This window comes from Thalassospira sp. NFXS8 (assembly GCF_040148805.1).
In the GTDB taxonomy this organism is placed as follows: Bacteria; Pseudomonadota; Alphaproteobacteria; order Rhodospirillales; family Thalassospiraceae; genus Thalassospira.
In genome coordinates, this window is record NZ_JAGEMF010000002.1 from 149,804 (window position 1) to 169,026 (window position 19,223).

At 50.8% G+C, this 19,223-nt stretch carries 20 protein-coding genes; 10 read left to right on the forward strand and 10 right to left on the reverse strand.

Annotated elements, in window-relative coordinates; genetic code table 11:
* Positions 1–151: 151 nt before the first annotated feature.
* On the forward strand, positions 152–763 hold the full coding sequence (locus J4E05_RS10010) for a class I SAM-dependent methyltransferase (RefSeq protein ID WP_085587708.1): 612 nt from the start codon (positions 152–154) through the stop codon (positions 761–763).
* A 138-nt stretch (positions 764–901) separates the two neighbouring features.
* On the opposite strand, the gene J4E05_RS10015 is transcribed toward J4E05_RS10010, so the two are convergent.
* The 5 genes from J4E05_RS10015 to gshB all read right to left on the reverse strand — a co-directional run bounded on the left by J4E05_RS10015 (position 902) and on the right by gshB (position 6,581).
* On the reverse strand, positions 902–2,419 hold the full coding sequence (locus J4E05_RS10015) for a YifB family Mg chelatase-like AAA ATPase (protein WP_349595000.1): 1,518 nt from the start codon (positions 2,417–2,419) through the stop codon (positions 902–904).
* A 244-nt stretch (positions 2,420–2,663) separates the two neighbouring features.
* Positions 2,664–2,993 (reverse strand): hypothetical protein, encoded by a 330-nt coding sequence (locus tag J4E05_RS10020; RefSeq protein ID WP_349595003.1) that lies wholly within the window; start codon positions 2,991–2,993, stop codon positions 2,664–2,666.
* A gap of 149 nt (positions 2,994–3,142) precedes the next feature.
* Entirely contained in the window at positions 3,143–3,766 is a 624-nt protein-coding gene (locus J4E05_RS10025) for a glutathione S-transferase family protein (RefSeq protein WP_349595005.1), read from the reverse strand.
* A gap of 74 nt (positions 3,767–3,840) precedes the next feature.
* Entirely contained in the window at positions 3,841–5,304 is a 1,464-nt protein-coding gene (locus J4E05_RS10030; RefSeq protein ID WP_349595008.1) for an alkaline phosphatase D family protein, read from the reverse strand.
* A gap of 332 nt (positions 5,305–5,636) precedes the next feature.
* Positions 5,637–6,581, reverse strand: a complete 945-nt coding sequence (gshB, locus tag J4E05_RS10035; RefSeq protein WP_349595011.1) for a glutathione synthase — start codon at positions 6,579–6,581, stop codon at positions 5,637–5,639.
* A 201-nt stretch (positions 6,582–6,782) separates the two neighbouring features.
* Between gshB and J4E05_RS10040 the strand changes: the two genes are divergently transcribed.
* From J4E05_RS10040 to rlmN, 6 genes are all read left to right on the forward strand, one after another.
* The gene (locus tag J4E05_RS10040) at positions 6,783–7,496 is read left to right on the forward strand and encodes a LolA family protein (RefSeq protein WP_246832798.1); all 714 of its coding nucleotides are present in this window, start codon (positions 6,783–6,785) and stop codon (positions 7,494–7,496) included.
* A 629-nt stretch (positions 7,497–8,125) separates the two neighbouring features.
* On the forward strand, positions 8,126–8,806 hold the full coding sequence (locus J4E05_RS10045; RefSeq protein ID WP_349595015.1) for an EI24 domain-containing protein: 681 nt from the start codon (positions 8,126–8,128) through the stop codon (positions 8,804–8,806).
* A gap of 153 nt (positions 8,807–8,959) precedes the next feature.
* Complete coding sequence (locus J4E05_RS10050; RefSeq protein ID WP_246832796.1) at positions 8,960–9,610, forward strand: bactofilin family protein; 651 nt, start codon at positions 8,960–8,962, stop codon at positions 9,608–9,610.
* A gap of 30 nt (positions 9,611–9,640) precedes the next feature.
* On the forward strand, positions 9,641–10,231 hold the full coding sequence (locus tag J4E05_RS10055; protein WP_349595018.1) for a hypothetical protein: 591 nt from the start codon (positions 9,641–9,643) through the stop codon (positions 10,229–10,231).
* A 242-nt stretch (positions 10,232–10,473) separates the two neighbouring features.
* Positions 10,474–11,025, forward strand: coding sequence for an invasion associated locus B family protein (locus tag J4E05_RS10060; protein WP_085587353.1), 552 nt, complete (start codon positions 10,474–10,476; stop codon positions 11,023–11,025).
* A gap of 466 nt (positions 11,026–11,491) precedes the next feature.
* On the forward strand, positions 11,492–12,691 hold the full coding sequence (gene rlmN, locus J4E05_RS10065) for a dual-specificity RNA methyltransferase RlmN (RefSeq protein ID WP_349597535.1): 1,200 nt from the start codon (positions 11,492–11,494) through the stop codon (positions 12,689–12,691).
* Between the two features lie 94 nt (positions 12,692–12,785).
* Here the strand turns inward: rlmN and J4E05_RS10070 are convergent, their stop codons facing one another.
* Positions 12,786–13,763, reverse strand: a complete 978-nt coding sequence (locus J4E05_RS10070) for an aldo/keto reductase (protein ID WP_349595022.1) — start codon at positions 13,761–13,763, stop codon at positions 12,786–12,788.
* A gap of 52 nt (positions 13,764–13,815) precedes the next feature.
* Here J4E05_RS10070 and J4E05_RS10075 point away from each other — a divergent pair, with 52 nt between their 5' ends.
* A complete protein-coding gene (locus J4E05_RS10075) occupies positions 13,816–14,205 on the forward strand; it encodes a winged helix-turn-helix transcriptional regulator (RefSeq protein WP_349595024.1) in 390 nt (129 codons plus the stop codon).
* 79 nt (positions 14,206–14,284) lie between these two features.
* Here J4E05_RS10075 and J4E05_RS10080 read toward each other — a convergent pair whose 3' ends face one another.
* The 3 genes from J4E05_RS10080 to J4E05_RS10090 form a co-directional block, all read right to left on the reverse strand.
* Positions 14,285–14,650, reverse strand: a complete 366-nt coding sequence (locus J4E05_RS10080; RefSeq protein WP_085587347.1) for a Dabb family protein — start codon at positions 14,648–14,650, stop codon at positions 14,285–14,287.
* 41 nt (positions 14,651–14,691) lie between these two features.
* The gene (gene mltA / locus J4E05_RS10085) at positions 14,692–15,960 is read right to left on the reverse strand and encodes a murein transglycosylase A (protein ID WP_349595028.1); all 1,269 of its coding nucleotides are present in this window, start codon (positions 15,958–15,960) and stop codon (positions 14,692–14,694) included.
* 167 nt (positions 15,961–16,127) lie between these two features.
* Positions 16,128–16,826, reverse strand: a complete 699-nt coding sequence (locus tag J4E05_RS10090) for a Tim44/TimA family putative adaptor protein (protein WP_139835443.1) — start codon at positions 16,824–16,826, stop codon at positions 16,128–16,130.
* A 308-nt stretch (positions 16,827–17,134) separates the two neighbouring features.
* On the opposite strand from J4E05_RS10090, the gene J4E05_RS10095 reads away from it, so the two are divergent.
* The gene (locus tag J4E05_RS10095; RefSeq protein ID WP_349595032.1) at positions 17,135–17,731 is read left to right on the forward strand and encodes an FxsA family protein; all 597 of its coding nucleotides are present in this window, start codon (positions 17,135–17,137) and stop codon (positions 17,729–17,731) included.
* Positions 17,732–18,149: 418 nt separating this feature from the next.
* Positions 18,150–18,644 carry a protein-export chaperone SecB gene (gene secB, locus J4E05_RS10100; RefSeq protein ID WP_085587339.1) on the forward strand — a complete coding sequence of 165 codons (495 nt, stop codon included), beginning with the start codon at positions 18,150–18,152 and terminating at the stop codon, positions 18,642–18,644.
* Between the two features lie 126 nt (positions 18,645–18,770).
* On the opposite strand, the gene hemJ is transcribed toward secB, so the two are convergent.
* Positions 18,771–19,199, reverse strand: a complete 429-nt coding sequence (hemJ, locus tag J4E05_RS10105) for a protoporphyrinogen oxidase HemJ (RefSeq protein WP_085587337.1) — start codon at positions 19,197–19,199, stop codon at positions 18,771–18,773.
* Between the last annotated feature and the right edge of the window lie 24 nt (positions 19,200–19,223).

Here is a 19,223-nt window from a genome sequence, read left to right on the forward strand (position 1 = left end):
AGGATATTGGAGTAAGCGATGACAAAGGCGGTAAAAATTCATTTTTAAAATAGAAATTTTGCCGCAAAATCACCACCTTCTAGCGAACATATAAGGGCGCGTCATAACGAAAGCAGTGTGGTTAAACGCCGCCGGAGAGATGGAAAATTCGATGTCCGATTTGTTGCCGTTTTTACGCGCCTGGGTTAGTGACCCCAGGCGTGTTGCCGCAATCAGCCCGTCCGGGCCAGCCCTGACTGAACTGATGACCCGTGAAGTAAACCCCCAGGACGGCCCGGTATTGGAACTTGGCCCTGGCACGGGTGTTTTTACCCGCGCCCTTCTGGCCCGCGGCCTTGACCCCCACGACCTGACCCTGATCGAAGCCGGCAAGGATTTTGCCCATGCCTTATCCGGGCGGTTTCCCGGGACACGGGTGATGTGCATGGATGCCACCCGGTTGGCCAAAGCCAACCTTTACCCTGACCAAAACCTTGGTACTGTTATAAGTGGCTTACCGCTGCTTTCAATGAATCCCCGCCAGGTAATGGGGGTTCTGACAGGTGCTTTTCGCTATATTCGGCCCGGCGGGTATTTTTACCAGTTCACCTATGGTCCACGGTGCCCGGTTCACGCCAATATCCTTAACCGGTTAGGGCTGAAAGCCACCCGTGTCGGCCACACCATACGCAATGTTCCACCCTCAAGCGTCTATCGCCTGTCACGCAGCGACGATAGCGACTGGTTTGGCGACAACAACCAGCAACCCCAGCATTATGCCTGAATCCATAAAAATTTAACCCCGCCCTTTCCTGCCTTCTCCTTCGTCAAATTCCTTCCCCGATATGCCCCTCATCTGACTTAACCATGTCATTTTATATCCCCATTGCCGCAACATCTGGCCTGTAAGGCTGGTTATTGGTTATTTGCGACGATAGACCATTTGCCGATACATCAATGCTTCGGCAATGTGGCCACGTGTAACGGTATCGCTATTGCCAAGATCAGCAATGGTACGGGCAACACGCAAAACACGATGATATCCGCGTGCCGAAAGTTTCATGCGCCGGGTGGCATCCTGTAATAATTCGCGGCCTTCCGGGTCGGGGGTGGCGTAGCGCGTTAAAAGGTCACCATCAGCCAGCGCATTGCAGCTTACCTTGTTGTCCGGGCCATAACGGATAATCTGGCGGGCACGGGCCGCCAAAACCCGTTCCCGAACAATCGCGGTGGTTTCACCATTGGCCGGCGCATCAAGTTCGTCGGGGGTCACGGCAGGCACATCTATTTGAATATCAAAGCGGTCAATTAACGGGCCGGACAACCTGGACTGATAATCCTCGCCGCACCGCGGGGCGCGGCTGCATGCAGCATGTTCATCCCCCAGATACCCGCAGCGGCACGGATTCATTGCAGCAATTAACTGCACACGGGCCGGATAGGTAACATGGGCATTAGCGCGCGCCACCGATACCTCGCCGGTTTCCAGGGGCTGGCGCAAGGCATCCAGAACATTGCGATTAAATTCCGGCAACTCGTCTAAAAACAATACCCCATGATGGGCCAATGAAATTTCACCAGGCCGTACCCGATGCCCCCCGCCAACCAGGGCCGGCATACTGGCCGAATGATGTGGCGACCGGTAAGGCCGTGCACGCACCAGCCCGCCTTCGGGCAAAATCCCCGATACCGAATGAATAACCGTGCTTTCCAAAGCCTCGGCCGGGGAAAGATCGGGCAGCAGGCCGGGCAGGCGCGCCGCCAACATTGATTTCCCCGATCCCGGCGGACCGTTCATCAATAAATTATGCCCACCTGCAGCAGCAATTTCCAATGCCCGCTTCGCACTTTCCTGCCCTTTGATATCACGCAAATCAGGTTGATCCGACGTGGGTGAAAGCGCTTTCACTGACACCGGGCGCGGTAAAATCTGGCTACCTTTAAAATGATTGATCAACGATATCAGGCTGGGTGCTGCCAGAATGTCCAGCTCGCCCGCCCACAATGCCTCGTTACCATTGGCTTTGGGACAAATAATGCCAAAATCACGACCTGCAGCCTCCATCGCGGCAGGCAACACACCACCCACCGCCGAGATCGAGCCATCCAGCCCCAATTCCCCCAAAACCACCCACGATGATACATCTTCAAAACTGATGACATCCATCACCGCCAGCAAGCCCAGCGCAATCGGCAGATCAAAATGAGATCCTTCCTTTTGCAAATCGGCCGGGGCAAGGTTGATGGTAATGCGTTTGGGTGGCAGGGACAGACCCATCGCCGATAACGCGGAACGCACCCGTTCGCGGGCCTCCGATACCGCTTTGTCCGGCAGGCCAACAACAGTAAAGGCAGGCAGGCCGCTGGCCATTTGCACCTGCACATCCACCACAATGGTGTTAATGCCGGAAAAGGCCACGGTCGATACATGTGCAGTCATGATGAAGCCTGTGTAATCCCCAAGGCCATCACTTTGGCGCTAAACGGAAAAACAGGCAACCAGCACGTGCAAATTTACCAATACATGCCCGGATCAAACACAGACCCGTGGCAAAGACCATCTGAAAAACGGGTATTTAAAGATGCGTAACCGTCAAAAACAGGTGCAGATGGCCAATAAAACCGAATAATTTACCATTCAAAATCAATAATATGATCTTATATGATTATTATAGATGATTTTATTATTCGCGGCTGTTTTTGTTATTGTCTGCGGCAATATCGGCATTAACAACGTCACCATCTTCGATGTCGTCATCATTTTCATCTTCAACCTCGCTGTCACTTTCACTCGCAACAGCGCCGTCTTCACGTGGCACCAGAAATTCCTTGCGGCAGGGAACGGCTTTGCCTTCTACCACGGTCCAGCCAAAATTGCGCATTTTGCCGAAACTTTCACGTTTCATGGTAATGCCGCTGGCCTTATGCACACGAACTTCGTCGGGGTTTTCCCCCTTGATTTTACGCGCCCGCGCCCAGGCACGTTCACGAACAGCTTTGGAAATTGGGGTCATGTCATCCTGATCATTAAATACGGCATGGCGGGAAGATAGGCGCCCTGTATAGACGATTTTAAAAAATACGACAGGGCGATTATCGGGAGATATCCTTTATCGCATCATATCCTGATGCTGCCTGTTGGGTAAAATGCCTTTCAGCACCGTTATTCTGGCAGATAAAAACAGGTTTCAACCATGGCAGGACGTTTTCCAAATTCGGCCCGCCACGCCGCCAATGTCGCCGGCATGGGAAACTGATGTTCATCGGGCCAGCGAAACGCCAGATATTCCAGCGCCGATGCCACTGCAATTTCGCCAATGCCCGGTAAGGTGCCATTCAGGGTGTCAACTTGCCGATCAAGGGCATTTAAGCCGGAAACCACAGCATCAGCCTGACGTTTCATCACAAAATCCGACCGTTCGCCCGCGGGGCGTTGCTGATCGGCAAACAGGCGCCCGGTTGCGGCCATGATACCGTCGGCCAGTGCCTGAAGCTGCAGGGCGTGCCAGCGACTTGGCCCGGCGATGGGAAACAGGCGCCGATCTGTTTTGCCCGTGTTTCGTGCCAACTCGTCAAGAAAATCGCAAATTACCCCGGATTCAAAAAGAACCTGGCCATCATCCGCCAGCAATGTCGGCACTTTGGCCAGCGGGTTAATCGCGCGCAACTTTTCGTCGGTCCAGGGGTTGATCAAAATTTCTTCGATATCGGCGCCAAGGCCAAGCTCCCGGGCACAAATACGAACCTTGCGCGCAAAAGGCGACGTTGAAGCAAAAAACAAACGCATCGTTTATCCTGATCATCAAAGGGAAAGGGCATTGAGGCAGCAGCAACAGTTTGGAATGTATCGCCTGATCCCAATTAAATTTTTATGTCCGGGCTTAGACCCGACTGTTCGAGACGCCAGTTGGCATGCCATGACGATTTATGCCGCGTTAATGTAAGGTAATTACGTTCAGCAACATAAATGGAGGATTGACCGGGCAGCGGACGCAGCCGGGTAGGCCGCCCCGGCAAAGGATTATCGCCCAGCCACGCCAAAAAGCCCAAACACCGGGCAAAGGCATTTGGCGGAGCATTATGGGCAATGCCCGATGCCACCAGTTGATGAACAACACGCGACCGGGTTTCAAAAACACCCCGCGTCGCCAGATGGATTTCACCTGAAAGAATTGTCACATCGTGATCATCGGTGGTGGCGATGTCTTCAATCAATTCCAGAAAACGGCGCCATTCCCGGCGATGTGCCCGGCTTTGCCATTGATCACGCAGGTCATCCTCGTATTTTTGCGATTTTGGCATCAAAGATAAAATCGCCTCGACCACCGACAGGCGCGGGCCAATGGCCGGAACGCTCGACATCAGCAAAATCCGGCTGGATTTTGGCACGTCACGCACCATTTTTTCCAGCATGGCCCAGCCGACATCCCCCATCAAGGCATCCCGCCGCCGTTCGGATCGCAAATCAGGGGCAATGATGCTCATACCGGGATAATCATAGCGCCAGCCCAGAGAACGGGCAGTCGGGTCATATATGCTATCGGGCAAATCACTGCCGTCGGGGGCAATACATAATTGCATCAGCATAAAAGCATAACGGGCAGCGTCAAACATGCCCCGTGCCGCCGCCATGTCCTGAAATCCACCAGGATGGCTGCCCCAGCCGTCAAAAATATCGTGGTCATCCCACATCATAACCGACGGCACCCGCGCCATCAGATAGGCAATCTGGGGCAGGCAATAAACGGTAATATAATGATCAAGATAAAATTTCAGAACCGCATCAGCCATATCATCGGTGTAGGCCGTTTCTTTTTTCTGGCGATTGGGTGCCTTTTGCCATGCGGTGATATCGGGGTGGCATTGCCAGACATTATCGGCATAAATCTGATCGCCACCATGCAATAACAGGGAAAACGGTTGCAAGTCGTGGCGATCACATAAATCCGCCCATAAGGCATTGCGCTGGTCTATCGGCCGGTCAAGATCGTCTTGTTCCTGCCCATTGCAAGACACAAAAGCCAGATCAAGATTGTCACCAAAATCGGTAGAAACAGGGAAATGATTATCGCCAATTGCATACCAGGCACCGGCTTGCCGGGGCAGGGTAAAATCATAACGCCAATAACTGCGATCAAACTTTTCGGCCAGTTTAACCGGTGTGATGCTGCCTTCCCCCATTGGTGACAAAACCGGTGGCGCATCATCATGACGGGTAATAAGCAACGCTGCGATTTTCACGGCCCCGGCATGGCAGCCACGGCCAAACAAAAACGGCCCCGCCAGCCAGCAATCAGATGTTTCGTCGTGCTGCGCTTCGTTCATATCGCTGCCTTTTTTAACCGGTTACATGTCATGCCCAGAACAGGTGATACGCCGTGGCGCTGCAATAAGTTCCGTAAAATCAGCAATATCATTGATTTGGTACAGCTACCCTGCCTGCTTGCTGTGACGACTTCGTGGCAAATATTTTGGTTAAAATGGCAATTAAACAAAATGTTACGGTTATATCGGCCCGATAAAACCACAAAATAAAACCCCCTTGGTCCATCATCGGCCCAAGGGGGTGTCGAAATCGGCGATCAACCGGCGATCAAACTGTGAAAACAGGCCTCATCATAAACCGGGCCTATAATCCCTGATCAAACTGTCGTTGATCAGGGCAGGCGGGTTTCAATCGCATCCCAGATCAATGCTTCAAGTTTTGATCCGTCAAACCGGTTAATCTCCTGCAGACCGGTGGGCGAAGTAACGTTAATTTCAGTCAGATAATCGCCAATCACATCGATACCAACAAAAATCAGATCGCGTTTTTTAAGTTCCGGCCCGATGCGGTCACAAATTTCCTTTTCACGATCGGTCAGCATCGATTTTTCAGCAACACCGCCCACATGCATATTTGACCGGGCTTCGCCATCGGCGGGCACGCGGTTAATCGCACCCACCGGTTTGCCATCAACCAGAATGATGCGTTTATCACCCTTGCGCACGGCAGGAACATAAGCCTGCACCATCAAAGGTTCGCGTGACTGCACCGCAAACAGTTCCACAAGGGATGCCAGGTTTTCATCATCAGGTTTGATATGAAAGACACCTGCCCCGCCATTGCCAAATAACGGCTTTACGATCAGGTCTTTATGCTGTTTGCGGAAATCCCTGATCCGTTCAAGCGACCGTGTGATCATGGTGGGCGGCATCAGATCGGGAAATTCGGTAACAAACAGCTTTTCCGGTGCATTGCGCACATGACCGGGATGGTTAACCACAAAGGTTTCCGGGTGGATTGCCTCAAGCAAATGGCTGGCAGTGATATAGTTCATGTCAAAGGGCGGGTCCTGACGCATCAGGATCACATCGGTTTCACGCGCCAGATCAATGATCTTTGCATCGCCCAAGTCATAATGATTGCCTGCTTCATTGCGCAGGACCAGCGGGCGGACCTGTGCCTTGACCCGGCCCTGATCATAAAACATGTCATCGGGGTGATAGTGATAAAGCTGATAACCACGTTCAAGTGCTTCAAGACCCATTACAAAGGTCGAATCACCCTTGATATTGATATCTTCAACCGGGTCCATCTGGATGGCGACAATACGGCTCATCTTCCGGGTATCTCCTTGTCGCGGGTGCCAATTCGGGCAATTTTCCGCCAATTGTGATCATTTGCAGGCACAGCTTGACCAGACTGGCCTTGTGCTCCAAATGATGCGATATGTTAAATGTTTGATGAAATTACTATCATCTGCCATCTGTCTTTCGCAATCGCCATTGCGCGAAGCAGATTTGATAAACAGGCTACATAAATGGGTTCAGATTTGCGCTTCGCCAGTATTGCCAGAAAACTTGCTACCTTCATTCGCCCGCTTGCAACATCGACCATGCTGGCCGGTGCCGCGATCACGATTGTGCCATTTACGGCGACAACGCTTATGGGGGCACGAATTGCACACGCTGCGGATGCCGCCGCAACGCTTGACGCCCAGGACAAGCAGGATGTTGCCCGGATTGAAGACTATCTAAACGCAATCACCACCCTGAAAGCCGATTTTGTACAAATCTCGTCGGATGGCGGGGCCGCCAAGGGCACTGTTTATATGCAGCGCCCGGGCAAGATGCGGTTTGAGTATGCACCGCCTTCCCAAATTCTGCTGGTCGCGACTGGCCATGATTTCATTTATTACGACAAGGAAATCAACGCGCCGACCTATTTTGACATCGACGAAACCCCTGCCGGGTTGATTTTGGCTGAGAATGTCTCGCTGAGCCGTGATGTTAAAATCATTGATTTTCGCCGTACGGCCGAAACCATCCGGGTCAAGCTGGTGCGCAAATCCGACCCCGGTGCTGGCAATGTCACCCTGGTATTTCAGGATAATCCAATGCAGTTGCGCCAGTGGGTTGTCGAGGATGCCACAGGTATTGAAACCACAGTTACCCTGTTTAATGCCGAAGAAGGCATGAAACTGGATCAAAAATTGTTTGAATTTAAACGTATCTGGATTGGCAACGGCAACTAGGGCTGATAAGGCTCGAATGATTGCAAAGCTGGCGTGATTTTTTAAAAATCGCTGCAAATTCAAAACAATACAAATTTTCCGCCGGCCAAAACCTGATGTGCGTTTTGGCCGGTAATTTTTTGCCTGGCCCAAAATCGGAAAAACCCCCGCTGCCATGCATTAAATTTATAGCCGCCATGTCCTTAGCAAGACTGGTAAACAGCGCATCACGTTCCCATATCATCACTTGTCACAAGGCTTCCTTATTTTCAGGAAAGCCGGTGTGAGGATGCGGTTTCCCCTACCGTTTCCTCGACACTCCAGAATATTGGAGCGCTGGCGTCCGGTTACCCCCCTGGCCGGACGCCTCTTTTTTGTCCGCAATATACCCTTCCCAGTAAAAATACCGATATTTTCAGGCCCTGAATGTTGATCAAAGCCCGAATTTCGGGTGACTTTGCGACCAAAGAATAATTTTTTTCATCTTTCTTAACGATTTTGACAAAAGCAGAGCAACAGCTTCACCCGCTGTTAATTTTCATTGCCTATCAAGTATGATGCATGTTGAAAATTGCATGCCCGAGCCGGTCGACAGGATCGGGCATGATGCTAAATGACAAATGGTACCAGAACAGGACCCGACCAGAGAAATGATCAACGACTTCATGAAATCACTGGCCCAGTTTTCGGACCCCCGGTTTCGGCGTGTGGTCCTGATCGGGGTTGGCGGTGCCATCCTGACCATTCTGGCATTGTGGGGACTAATCGGTTTTGGCCTGAATTCGGTAACTTTTTTCACCGATGGCGGCTGGATGGAAACCGCGGCCGACTGGTTGCTTGGTGTTGGTCTGGCTGTTTTGGTCTTGCTGCTGTTCCCGTCAATGACGGTTTTGATCAGCAGTCTGTTGCTGGACCAGGTGGCCGAAGCGGTTGAAAACAAACATTACCCGCATTTGCCCCAACCCCGGCATCAACCGTTTTTTGAAGCGCTGATCAACGGCCTTAAATTTGCCCTGACGGCATTGCTGCTTAATATTCTGATCCTGCCCTTGCTCATCACGGGGCCGGTTTACATCGTGGCTTTTTACGCGATGAACGGTTATTTGCTGTCGCGTGAATATTTTGAACTGGTTGCGGCACGTCGTTATGATGTGCAAACCATGACGGCCTTTCGTAAGCGCCGCCAGATGAAACTGTGGATTGCCGGTGTCGCACTGACATTTTTAATGACAGTGCCTTTCGTTAATCTGATCGCCCCGATTATTGCAACGGCTTTCATGGTTCATTACTGCATTCGTCTTGGCGCCTTCCAGCCCGGTGTGGATGCCTGACAATTTTTAATTTGACCTGATTATTTCGCAAAACCAACCCTATGGCGTTACCTCGCGCCGGAAACTGCAAGACAAGGATTGACCAATCCCATGTTCGGTAAGAAAAAAGCCAACAAAACAGTCGACAGCAGACCCGCTTCGTCGGATACATCTTTGGAACCCGCAGTTGCCGGGAAGACGGAAGATACGCCGAACCGGCCCGAGGTAAAGACCGGACCGTCACCGGTAGAAAAACCGGAAGATACACCTGAAAAACGTAGTGAGCCGCGCCTGTTTACCCAGACGCGCACCAAGGATGAACCCGCAATGTCCAGCAAACCCCATTCCACCAACTTCCGCCCGGAAATTCCGAAACGTCCGTTGGAAATTCCGACCCGTGGCAGTGCCAACCGTCCCAGCACCCCGGTATCAAATACCGAGGGCAAAAAGCTGACTGTTGGCCGGGATATTCGTTTGTCAGGTGAAATCGGGTCTTGCGACATTCTGGTCGTTGAAGGCCATGTTGAAGCCCAGATCAACGATTGCCAGCGCATCGAAATTTGCGACGGCGGCACCTTTGTCGGCACAGTCAAAGTTGATGAAGCTGAAATCAGCGGCAATTTCCAGGGCGAACTTAATGCCCGTCGTGTATCCATTCTGGGTACGGCCGATATCAAGGGCGCCATTAATTACGGCAGCCTGCAAATTGAAAATGGCGCGCGGATCAAGGGCAGCCTTGATTATATCGAAGGCAATGATGACCCGTCGAGCCGCCAGGCACCGTCGGCTGCCATTACCATTCCACGTAAAAGCGACGATTCCTGATCCGTGCGCGCCGCAATTTGTTTAAAATTCATGCCCGACTTTACCGGTGCGCTGCCAGGCAGCGCCCGGAAACGGCTTGGCGCGATTATATCGGTAACATTGTTATCGGGGTTACTGGCAGCCTGTGCCGGTAATGCGGTTGGCCCCGGGGTAACCAACACAAATTACGGCAAAAATACCCTGAACGGCGCATCCTATAGCGACGGCATGGCGCAAGCACCGGCGCGCAATGCGACAAAAAAAACCGATAATACCGTGCCAAATAACCAGGCCGCATCCCTGGCGGCCCGTAAACCGCCGATCAGACCCGATGTAAAACCGAAAAAAACCGCCGCAATCCCGTTTGTTCAAATCAAGGCCGCCAGCCTTGCCAACCTTGATAGCAAAGCAATTGAGGCCAAACTTGGCAAACCGGAAATGCAGCGCGGCGAGGGCTCAGCCAAAGTTTGGCAATACCGGTCTGATCGTTGCGCTCTGGATGTTTTTTTCTATCCGCAAGGGGGCAAAAAGCAGCCTGTGCTGGTTCATATGCTGGCACGATTGCGTGACGGAAACGGCGAAATTGCGTTACAGGACTGCCTTGACGAAGTGGTAAAAGACAAGCAATCGCACAAGGGATGAATTTCACCTGTGCAGATACATCTATAAATACCGAATAACCTGCCATTCCTTGGTCGAATCTTTACCTTTCCACGCCACATTGATGGGTAATAATTTCTTCGGTTTATGATGTGATGAAAACAAAGGCGTCTGACACGGGATTTTCCGGTTTGGTCCGTTGTTTTAATCGCATGATATGCCTTTGTCGGCCCAAAATGCCGGCACCAAGATCCTGATAACCACAGATTAGTTACGCGGATACCATGGAAAAAGCAGTACATCGTCTCGTCAAAAGCACTCTTCTCGGCGCAATTGCCCTGATGGTGTCGGTGACCGGCAGCAGTTCAGCCTTTGCGCAAAATTCCCCGGAATTGATCGACGTCTATAATAAGTGGGAAGCCTATACCTATACGGAAAAAGGCAAAAAAGTTTGCTATATGGGCAGCCAGCCGACCTCGGCCAAAGGTGACTACAGCAAGCGTGGGAAAATCTATGTGATGGTAACCCATCGCCCCGCCCTGAAACTGTTTAACGAAGTCAGCTTTATCACCGGCTACACCTACAAGAAAAACAGCGAGGTTGATGTCCGGGTCGATTCGAATCGTTTTAAACTCTTTACCTATGACGATTCAGCCTGGGCCGTGAACAGCGAAGAAGACCGCAAGCTGGTCAAGGCCATGAAAGCCGGTATCAAAATGTCGGTCGTTGGTTTTTCATCGCGAGACACGAAAACCACCGACACCTATTCACTTTCCGGTTTTACCGACGCCTATAATGCAATTTCAAAGGCTTGTGGTACCAAGCCCGTTGATTAAAGCCTTGCGAAACCATTGCAAAACACGATCTCGACCGGAATTCAAAATTCCCCCTGTTTCCGGTTGATAGCTGCAATGTGAATTTTATCGTTTATAATTAACCATCGCTCCGCTATATGCGGGGCGATTGGTTTTTTAATTCATGCTGGCGTGCCAGTTACGATACCCGCGAAACACCTGTTTTAGCCAAAACCGCAACATGGCAATTCCGGCGGCATTTGCATTCTCAAATGTCATGACCATATGACCGGTGAATTGAATATGTTATGGCTGGCTGCCACGGGCACCCTGCACATGCCAGACCAAAACATCAAAATACCCCTTGCCAGACAAGAGAGAGACCGGAATGACCGACAGCGATGTCTTACACGCATCTAAAAGCGACATAACCCCGCAGCACCAAAATGCTGATCAGGGAACCCGCATGGATGTGGAAAATTCCGGTACCCAAGACGAAAACCATACCATGCCTGCCGCACCTGCCGCTGCAAGCCAGCCGGGCCTGTCTGATTTTGTCGCCCGTGCCAAAGGTGGGCTGACAGCGGATGGCCGCAAGGATTTGATCGGCATGTCGCGCGAGGAACTGACCGAAGTTCTTTCGGGCATGGGGGAAAGCAAGTTTCGCGTCAAACAGCTGTGGAACTGGATGTATAACCGGGGTGTGACCAGCATCGACGGCATGACCAATATTTCGGTCAAGCTGCGCGAAAGGCTCAGCCAGGATTACGTCATTGGCCGCCCGGTTTTGACCGCGGATCAAAAAAGCTCAGACGATACCCACAAATGGCTGATGCGCTTTGGCGATGGTAACGAAGCCGAAGCCGTTTATATTCCCGACCGGCACGAAGACCGGGGCGCTGTGTGTGTATCCTCCCAGGTGGGCTGTACACTGACCTGCAAGTTTTGCCACACCGGCACCCAGCTTTTGGTGCGTAACCTGACACCGGGCGAAATTATTAGCCAGTTCATGGTCGCACGCGACAGTTACGGCGAATGGCCGACCCCGGCCAATGGCATTCGTCGCCTGTCCAATATCGTTATGATGGGCATGGGCGAACCGTTATTTAACTATGAAAATGTGCGCGATGCCCTGCGCATTGCCATGGACGGCGAAGGCATTTCGATTTCGCGGCGTCGCATTACGCTTTCAACATCGGGCGTAGTGCCGGAAATTGTCCGCGCAGGTGAAGAACTGGGCGTTGGCCTGGCGATTTCGCTGCATGCCCCGGACGATGATTTGCGCAATGAAATCATGCCGATCAATAAAAAATACCCGCTTAAAGAATTGATGAATGCCTGCCGCCACTATCCCGGCATGTCCAATTCGCGCCCCATCACCATGGAATATGTGATGTTAAAAGGGGTGAATGACCAACCCGAACATGCCCGTGCGCTGGCCAAGCTGGTACAAGGGGTAAATTGCAAATTTAACCTGATCCCGTTTAACAAATGGCCGGGTTCGGATTATGAATGCACGCCAACGGCTGGCATCAAGAAATTTGCCAATACCCTGAATGAATGTGGCTATGAGGCACCAATCCGCTGGCCCCGCGGCCGCGATATTCTGGCAGCCTGTGGTCAGCTTAAATCCGAAAGCCAGCGCCTGCGCAAGGCGCGGGCCTGCCATAGCGATACCACCAATAGCGACACGGTTGCTGCCCAGTAATACCCGATAAATTTACCGGCCAACCAACACTGAAATACCAGCCAATATCGACGGGCAGGGCGTAGTTCCTGCCCGTTTTTATCAAAATAACCCGTTACAAAACCGGATAGTCAGGACGTAACACGTCATATCCCGCTTTAGTTTGGGTGGCTGACAACAAATCATAGGGATATCCGGTCGCAAAGGCAAAAGCCTGATCAAGTGCCGCGATATCGGCAGCAGACAAAACAACATCTAGCGCCTTTATCCCACTTGATAGCTGATCAAGGGTGCGTGGCCCCAATACCGGAAATGTATTTTTTGCCAAAAGCCAGGCCAGGGCAATTTCAGCCGGGCTTTTTTGCAGTTGATCGGCAATGTGACCCAACGCTTGCAATGAAGCGGCATGTTCAGGATGTTCTGTATCCTTTTTTGCCAAAACACCCCCAAAAAGTGGCGACCATGCCATAACAGCCATTCCGGTTGCTTCGGCAAAGGGCATATATTCCCGTTCAATGGCCCGTTCAAGCAGGTTATATTGCATCTGCATCACACTAACCGGGCTCAAACCACGCCATTGTGTCAGCATGTTGGCCGATGCCAGGCGCCACATCGGCATATTTGACAGGCCGATATATAAAACCTTGCCTGCACGTACCAGATCATCAAGCCCGCGCATCATTTCTGCAATCGGTGTAATACTATCGTCAAAATGCACGAAATAAACGTCGATATAATCAGTTTTAAGCCGCTTCAGGCTGCCTTCGACCTCGGCTATCATCGCTTTGCGATGGTTGCCATGGGTGGCGGCACCTGGTTGATTTAAAGGTGTCCGGCAATATTTCGAGGCGATCACAAAATCATCGCGGGATGATGCGTTTAAAAAATCCCCCACCATCTGTTCGGAAAACCCACCCTGATAGGCACTGGAAGTATCAATAAAATTGCCGCCAGCATGAGCAAAATGATGCAGAATTTTTTGCGATTCGCCCGGGTCACTTTTACCATTTTCAAGGCGGCCCATTCGCGCCGTACCCAGGGCGAGTTGCGACACCGCAACACCGGTATTGCGCCCCAATAATCGATATTTCATCAACCTTCTCCGCGTGTCATGATGGTTTGACACATAGAAGGATTGGTAGAAATTGGGAAGAACGCACAATATTCACAGTAACTTACCAAAAGGTAAGGGCCCCTGTTTTAGTGCCGGAGGGTCGGCAGAACATGTATCGGATGCCCTTTCCGCGCTGGCTGGCCGCTGGAAGGTTGAAATCCTGTTTTCATTGTTTGCGTATCAGCCGTGCCGTTATTCGGAACTGGAACGCAATATTGGCGGAATTTCGCAAAAAATGCTGGCACAGCAATTGCGGGAACTGGAACAGGACGGATTTATCAGCCGTCATATTTACCCGGAGATCCCGCCCAAAGTAGAATACAGCCTGACGGAACTGGGCAGTTCCCTGCGCGATCCACTACGAATGTTACGTAAAATCGGCGTTTCGCTAAAAAACCAGGGTGATGCCGATGTTCCTTAACCAAGGTAAAATCGGATATTAATCCAATATAATTTAAAATTAGATATCATTAATTATACCTATATAAAAATTATTCGTTTTAACTCCAACTGGCTTCAAGTTTACGCGGACGTTTAGGCCCGGTTACCGATGTGCTGTTTATGGCGGTATTCATCACCATAATGCCACCCAACCCGCCTTGCGCCAGTTTGGTCAGACGATGACCGATCTGTTTTTCATCAAGCCCGACCACATAGGCATCGCGGGCGGCAATATCGACAAAATCGATGGTAAAGGCATGGGTGAAACCCTGATGCAGGCCATCTTTATCAAGGTTTCGCCCGCCGACAAAACCAAGCATCCCTTCAACATTTTCGGCAATTTCTTTCATGCCGGAAAACACCGCCGCTGTTTCAACCGGGTCGGCATGATAGGGCACCTGTACCAAAACAATATGACGAATCATCACATTGATTCCTGCCTGCTATTTTATTGAAATTTCCCTGGTTAATCCTGACGGTTTAACGGGGATTCATCAATCGAAATACCGGCCGGTAACAAAAGATACGTTTGCCCCTGCCGGTTCATATGCCCGGCATGCAGGGCGGCCTTTTCACCGGGGCCAAAAAAGATATCACCCCGCACCGGCCCGCGTATGGCCCCGCCGGTATCCTGCGCAATCATAAGCTGGTGAAACTTACGATCAGCATTCATTGCATCACGGGTTTCAAGCCAGATCGGTACCCCCATGGCATGAAAGCGCCGGTCAACGGCCAGGGATCGTTCCGTTTCCAACGGCACCCCTTGCGCCCCGATCGGACCGACATCAGGATCCCCGGGCAATTGACGAAAAAACACATAGGATGCGTTCAGGTTCATCACGTCATCGGCCTGATCGAGGTTATCATGCAACCATTGACGAATGGTTTGCAACGACACGGTTTTCGGCGTTAACGCGCCACGTTTGATCAATTCCCGACCGATAGCAAAATAGGCCTGCCCGTTGGTAGCGGCATATCCCACTTTTAAAATATTGCCATCATCAAGCACCACCCGGCCGGATCCCTGAATTTGCAGGAAAAACGCATCAACCGCGTCATCCACCCAAACCAGTTCAAGACCACGATCTGCCAGGGCACCGGCCTCGATGTCGGTACGGTTATAATAAGGCACCACTTTTTTGCCGGTCACACGGCCCACAACCTTTTGGCCTTTCAGGTCCGTACGAAAGGCACCAAGATCAATATCGACCATATCATCCGGCTTTAAATAAAGCGGAATTTGAAACTGGTCATGCCGGGTTAAACTGCCGCGCAATTCCGGCTCGTAATAACCGGTAAATAATCCTACGGGGTCGTTATTATTGCCCGCCCGCCAGGGTTTGAACGCAGTTTGGAAAAAAACGCGCAAATCTTCGCTGCGTACAGTTTGGGCATTAATTTCCAGTGCTGTTTCGCAAGCCGGCCGCCATTGCGCCACCGTCCCCACACGGGGGTCGGGGCCAATATCCTTGTCGTCTGCCCGCCTTAATATCCGCTCACACGAGCGTTGAAAGGCAATCAGGGCTGGTTGCATGTTATCGGTTTGCCAGCCATCCAGGTCGCTAAAACGGGCCGGAGACAGGGTTAAATGGTCCGGCTTTTCGGGCGGTGTGACATATTCGACAATCCGGGGCCAAAAAAACCAGACAGCACTGCCAACAAGGATGATCGTCATAAATGCCAGCAAAACACCAAACAGCAAGGGGGATCGTTTTTTAATCAAAAAGGCCGCCATTAAACAAACCGGAACCAAAATTCAGATCTGCACAGTGTCGGTGGAAACGGTTAAAAAACCAAAAGCGCCAGCCATGTCGGCCAATAAAAAGAACACCAAATATCAAAAAGGCGGCTTCGCCTTTCGGGAAACCGCCTTTGCATCATTAAAACCCCGGAAAACCGATATCAGTTTTCATCATCGGGGGTTTCGGTCGCAACAAGCTGCCAGTTTGGATCGGAACTTTCCATATTGCGGGCAAATGTCCACAAATCTTCGGCTTCGATCACGTTATTTGGATCACCTGAAATCACATCACCTGCCTTGTTCCGAACAATCGACACTTCCTCGGATACAAATTTAATAGTGATATAAGCTGTGCGGCCTTCCACATTGGCATCGTGGATAACGGCGGACTTAATTCCAACCAGGGTTGTTTCTTCATGTTCGTCACTGGAGGCACGATCATCAATTGCTGTAGCGAAGTTTTTATAAACTTCCGGCGACAACAATGATTTCAACGTCTCCTTGTCGCCCTTGGCAAAACTTTCGACAATCATTTCAAACGCCATGCGCGCCCCATTCAGGAAATCCTGCTGGGTAAAAGACCTGTCGGCAAGCTGGATCTGGGTGAGGGCAGGGTTGGATACCTGATTTTCCGTTTCGGAATTTCGGCTGGTATCAGGTAAACGATACACATTGTCTTCACCCGACGGAGCATTGCCGTCTTTCTGGTTTTGTCCAGCGGCATCTTCGTGGGTACGCCGCCCGAAAACATCGGTCGGTCCCTGTTTTTCATTGCCGGTTTTACGGCCCAGCACACTACGCAGGCGCAAAATCAGAAAGATGGCGATCAGCGCAAAAAGAATAATATCAAAATATTGCAATTCCGAACTCTTGCTTTTGGGGTGTCGACGGACGGCAACCGCCATCATACAGCCTGTGTTCGTGAAATGGTATGACCTTATCTGAATGCAAGGGCAACTATCGAACTTGGAAAAATGTGATCAACTTCACCAGAACAGCTTCAAACATGCTAAAACGACATAGCGTGGCTGGCACGCTGCCGCATTTTCGTCCAGTTATGTCGGTATCGCACCAGCGTGGATTTATCATCTGTTATCATTTAATGCAGAATTTCGCCTTTTGGTGAGTTCTGTTTATTTACAAATAGCCAGCGCCAGACGGAGCAATTATGGGCTTTATTCTTTTTGGCATTTTTGTCGTAATGCCGATCGTCGAAATCGCCGTTTTTATTCAGGCGGGCGAACTGATCGGTTTGTGGCCGACCATTGCAATTGTCGTGTTAACCGCCATTCTGGGCACATCGTTAATGCGGGTCCAGGGGTTACAAACCCTGGCCAAAGCACAGCAGGAACTTGACCAGGGCGAAATGCCCCTCGGCCCGCTGTTTGACGGGGTCTGCATTTTGATTGCAGGCATTTTGCTGCTAACACCCGGTTTTGTCACCGACACGATGGGCTTTTTATTACTCATCCCACCGCTACGCCGGGTAATTGGCGCCGGATTGATCCTGAAAATGATGAAATCGGGAAAAATGCGCATGTCTTTTGGTGCCGGGTCAAGTGGCCGGGCTTATCGTCAGAACGACCCGTTTGGCGGAGCCGGTACCAACAGTGCCGGCGGATCGCACCGGCAACGTGGCCCTGGCGGCGGCCCTGTTATTGATGGCGATTACGAAAACCTTGATCAACAAAAAGACACATCAGCCAATGATCCTGATGACAAGGACGACACCTATACAAAACAGAATTTGCCACCACGCGGCTAAAGAAGCTGCCATTGTCGTCTGACAGGCATATTTTAACGTCGTTTGATCATGAAAAATTCAAAAGCCGGGTGCACTTTGCCCGGCTTTTTTCTGTCAAACCCCTAAAATCCAGCCTGTCAAAAAATTTGCCTTAACCTTTGCCCCGGCCCGGCCAGGGGATATGTCCCCGTGCTGCTAAAAACCACATAACAGCCTGCCTTGATCTTGCCCACCTGTTCCAGACATGCTAGGCCATCAGGCGTTATTTTCGTGTTGTCAAAACCCGGGAACCGAACCTCACGGTGTTAGAAAAAAGCCGCCTTCAGCCAAAATTACAGTGTGCCCCGTCGGAAATAAACCGGCCGTCGGCAACTGGTTTCGTCAGGGTTGAACGGTTTTTTCCTGACCAAATTCCAAGATATTAGGGAGTTATCTTTTAATGGCTGAAAATACCACCGGTGCAGAAGGCACGGACGCAGCACAACAGCAAGCTGGCAATCCGATCACCATTCATGCCCAGTATACCAAGGATTTGTCGTTTGAAAATCCGAACGCACCGGAAAGCGTTGCCCTGCAACAGCAGCCCAAGATCAACATTGATGTTGATGTTCAGGCCCGGACAACCGAAGACCAGCGTTTGCATGAAGTTGTTTTGAAAATTGATGTCAAAGCTGAAATTGCTGACAAAACAGCCTTTGTGATCGATTTGCAATATGGTGCGGTTGTTACCCTGAATGTTCCTGATGAACATCGCCTGCCGGTATTGTTGATCGAAGTGCCGCGTCTTCTGTTCCCATATGCCCGCAAAATTGTTGCTGATCTGACCGCAGATGGTGGTTTCCCGCCGCTGATGATGCATCCGATCGATTTTGCCGACCTGTTCCGTAAAAAATATGCCCAGGCTGCTGAAAGCACCCCGGCTGGCAATGCCTGATTAATCAGGATTATCGGAATTTAAGCATAGATGAATAATCTAATGCGCAAAAACCCCGCTAAAGACTAGCGGGGTTTTTTATGTTTGATCCTTGCCGAAAAATCGTATTTGTCGATTTTTTCAAAATCAGAAAGGTTTTCCGATAACCATAAACACAATTACAATCATCAGAATCGTCGGAACTTCGTTTAAAATACGATAGAATTTTGGGGATTTGGTATTGGCACCAGCAGCAAAAACACGGCGATATTTCGACAAAACCATATGCACAATCGTCATCAGGACCACGCAAAGAAGTTTCACGTGAAACCAGCCTTCGGTCATGGCACCGGTTGCGCTAATCAGATAGCCCCCAAAAATCCAGGTCGCGATCATCGCCGGGTTCATAATGGCGCGAAGCAAACGCCGTTCCATGATTTTGAACTTTTCATCTGCCTCGGAACCAGGGGTTACGTCGCAATGATAAACATAAAGCCGGGGCAAATATAGCATTCCCGCCATCCAGGCAATAACGCTGATGACGTGTAATGATTTGATAATGCTAAATAAATCCATCGATCTCTCGGTTATGATTCTTAA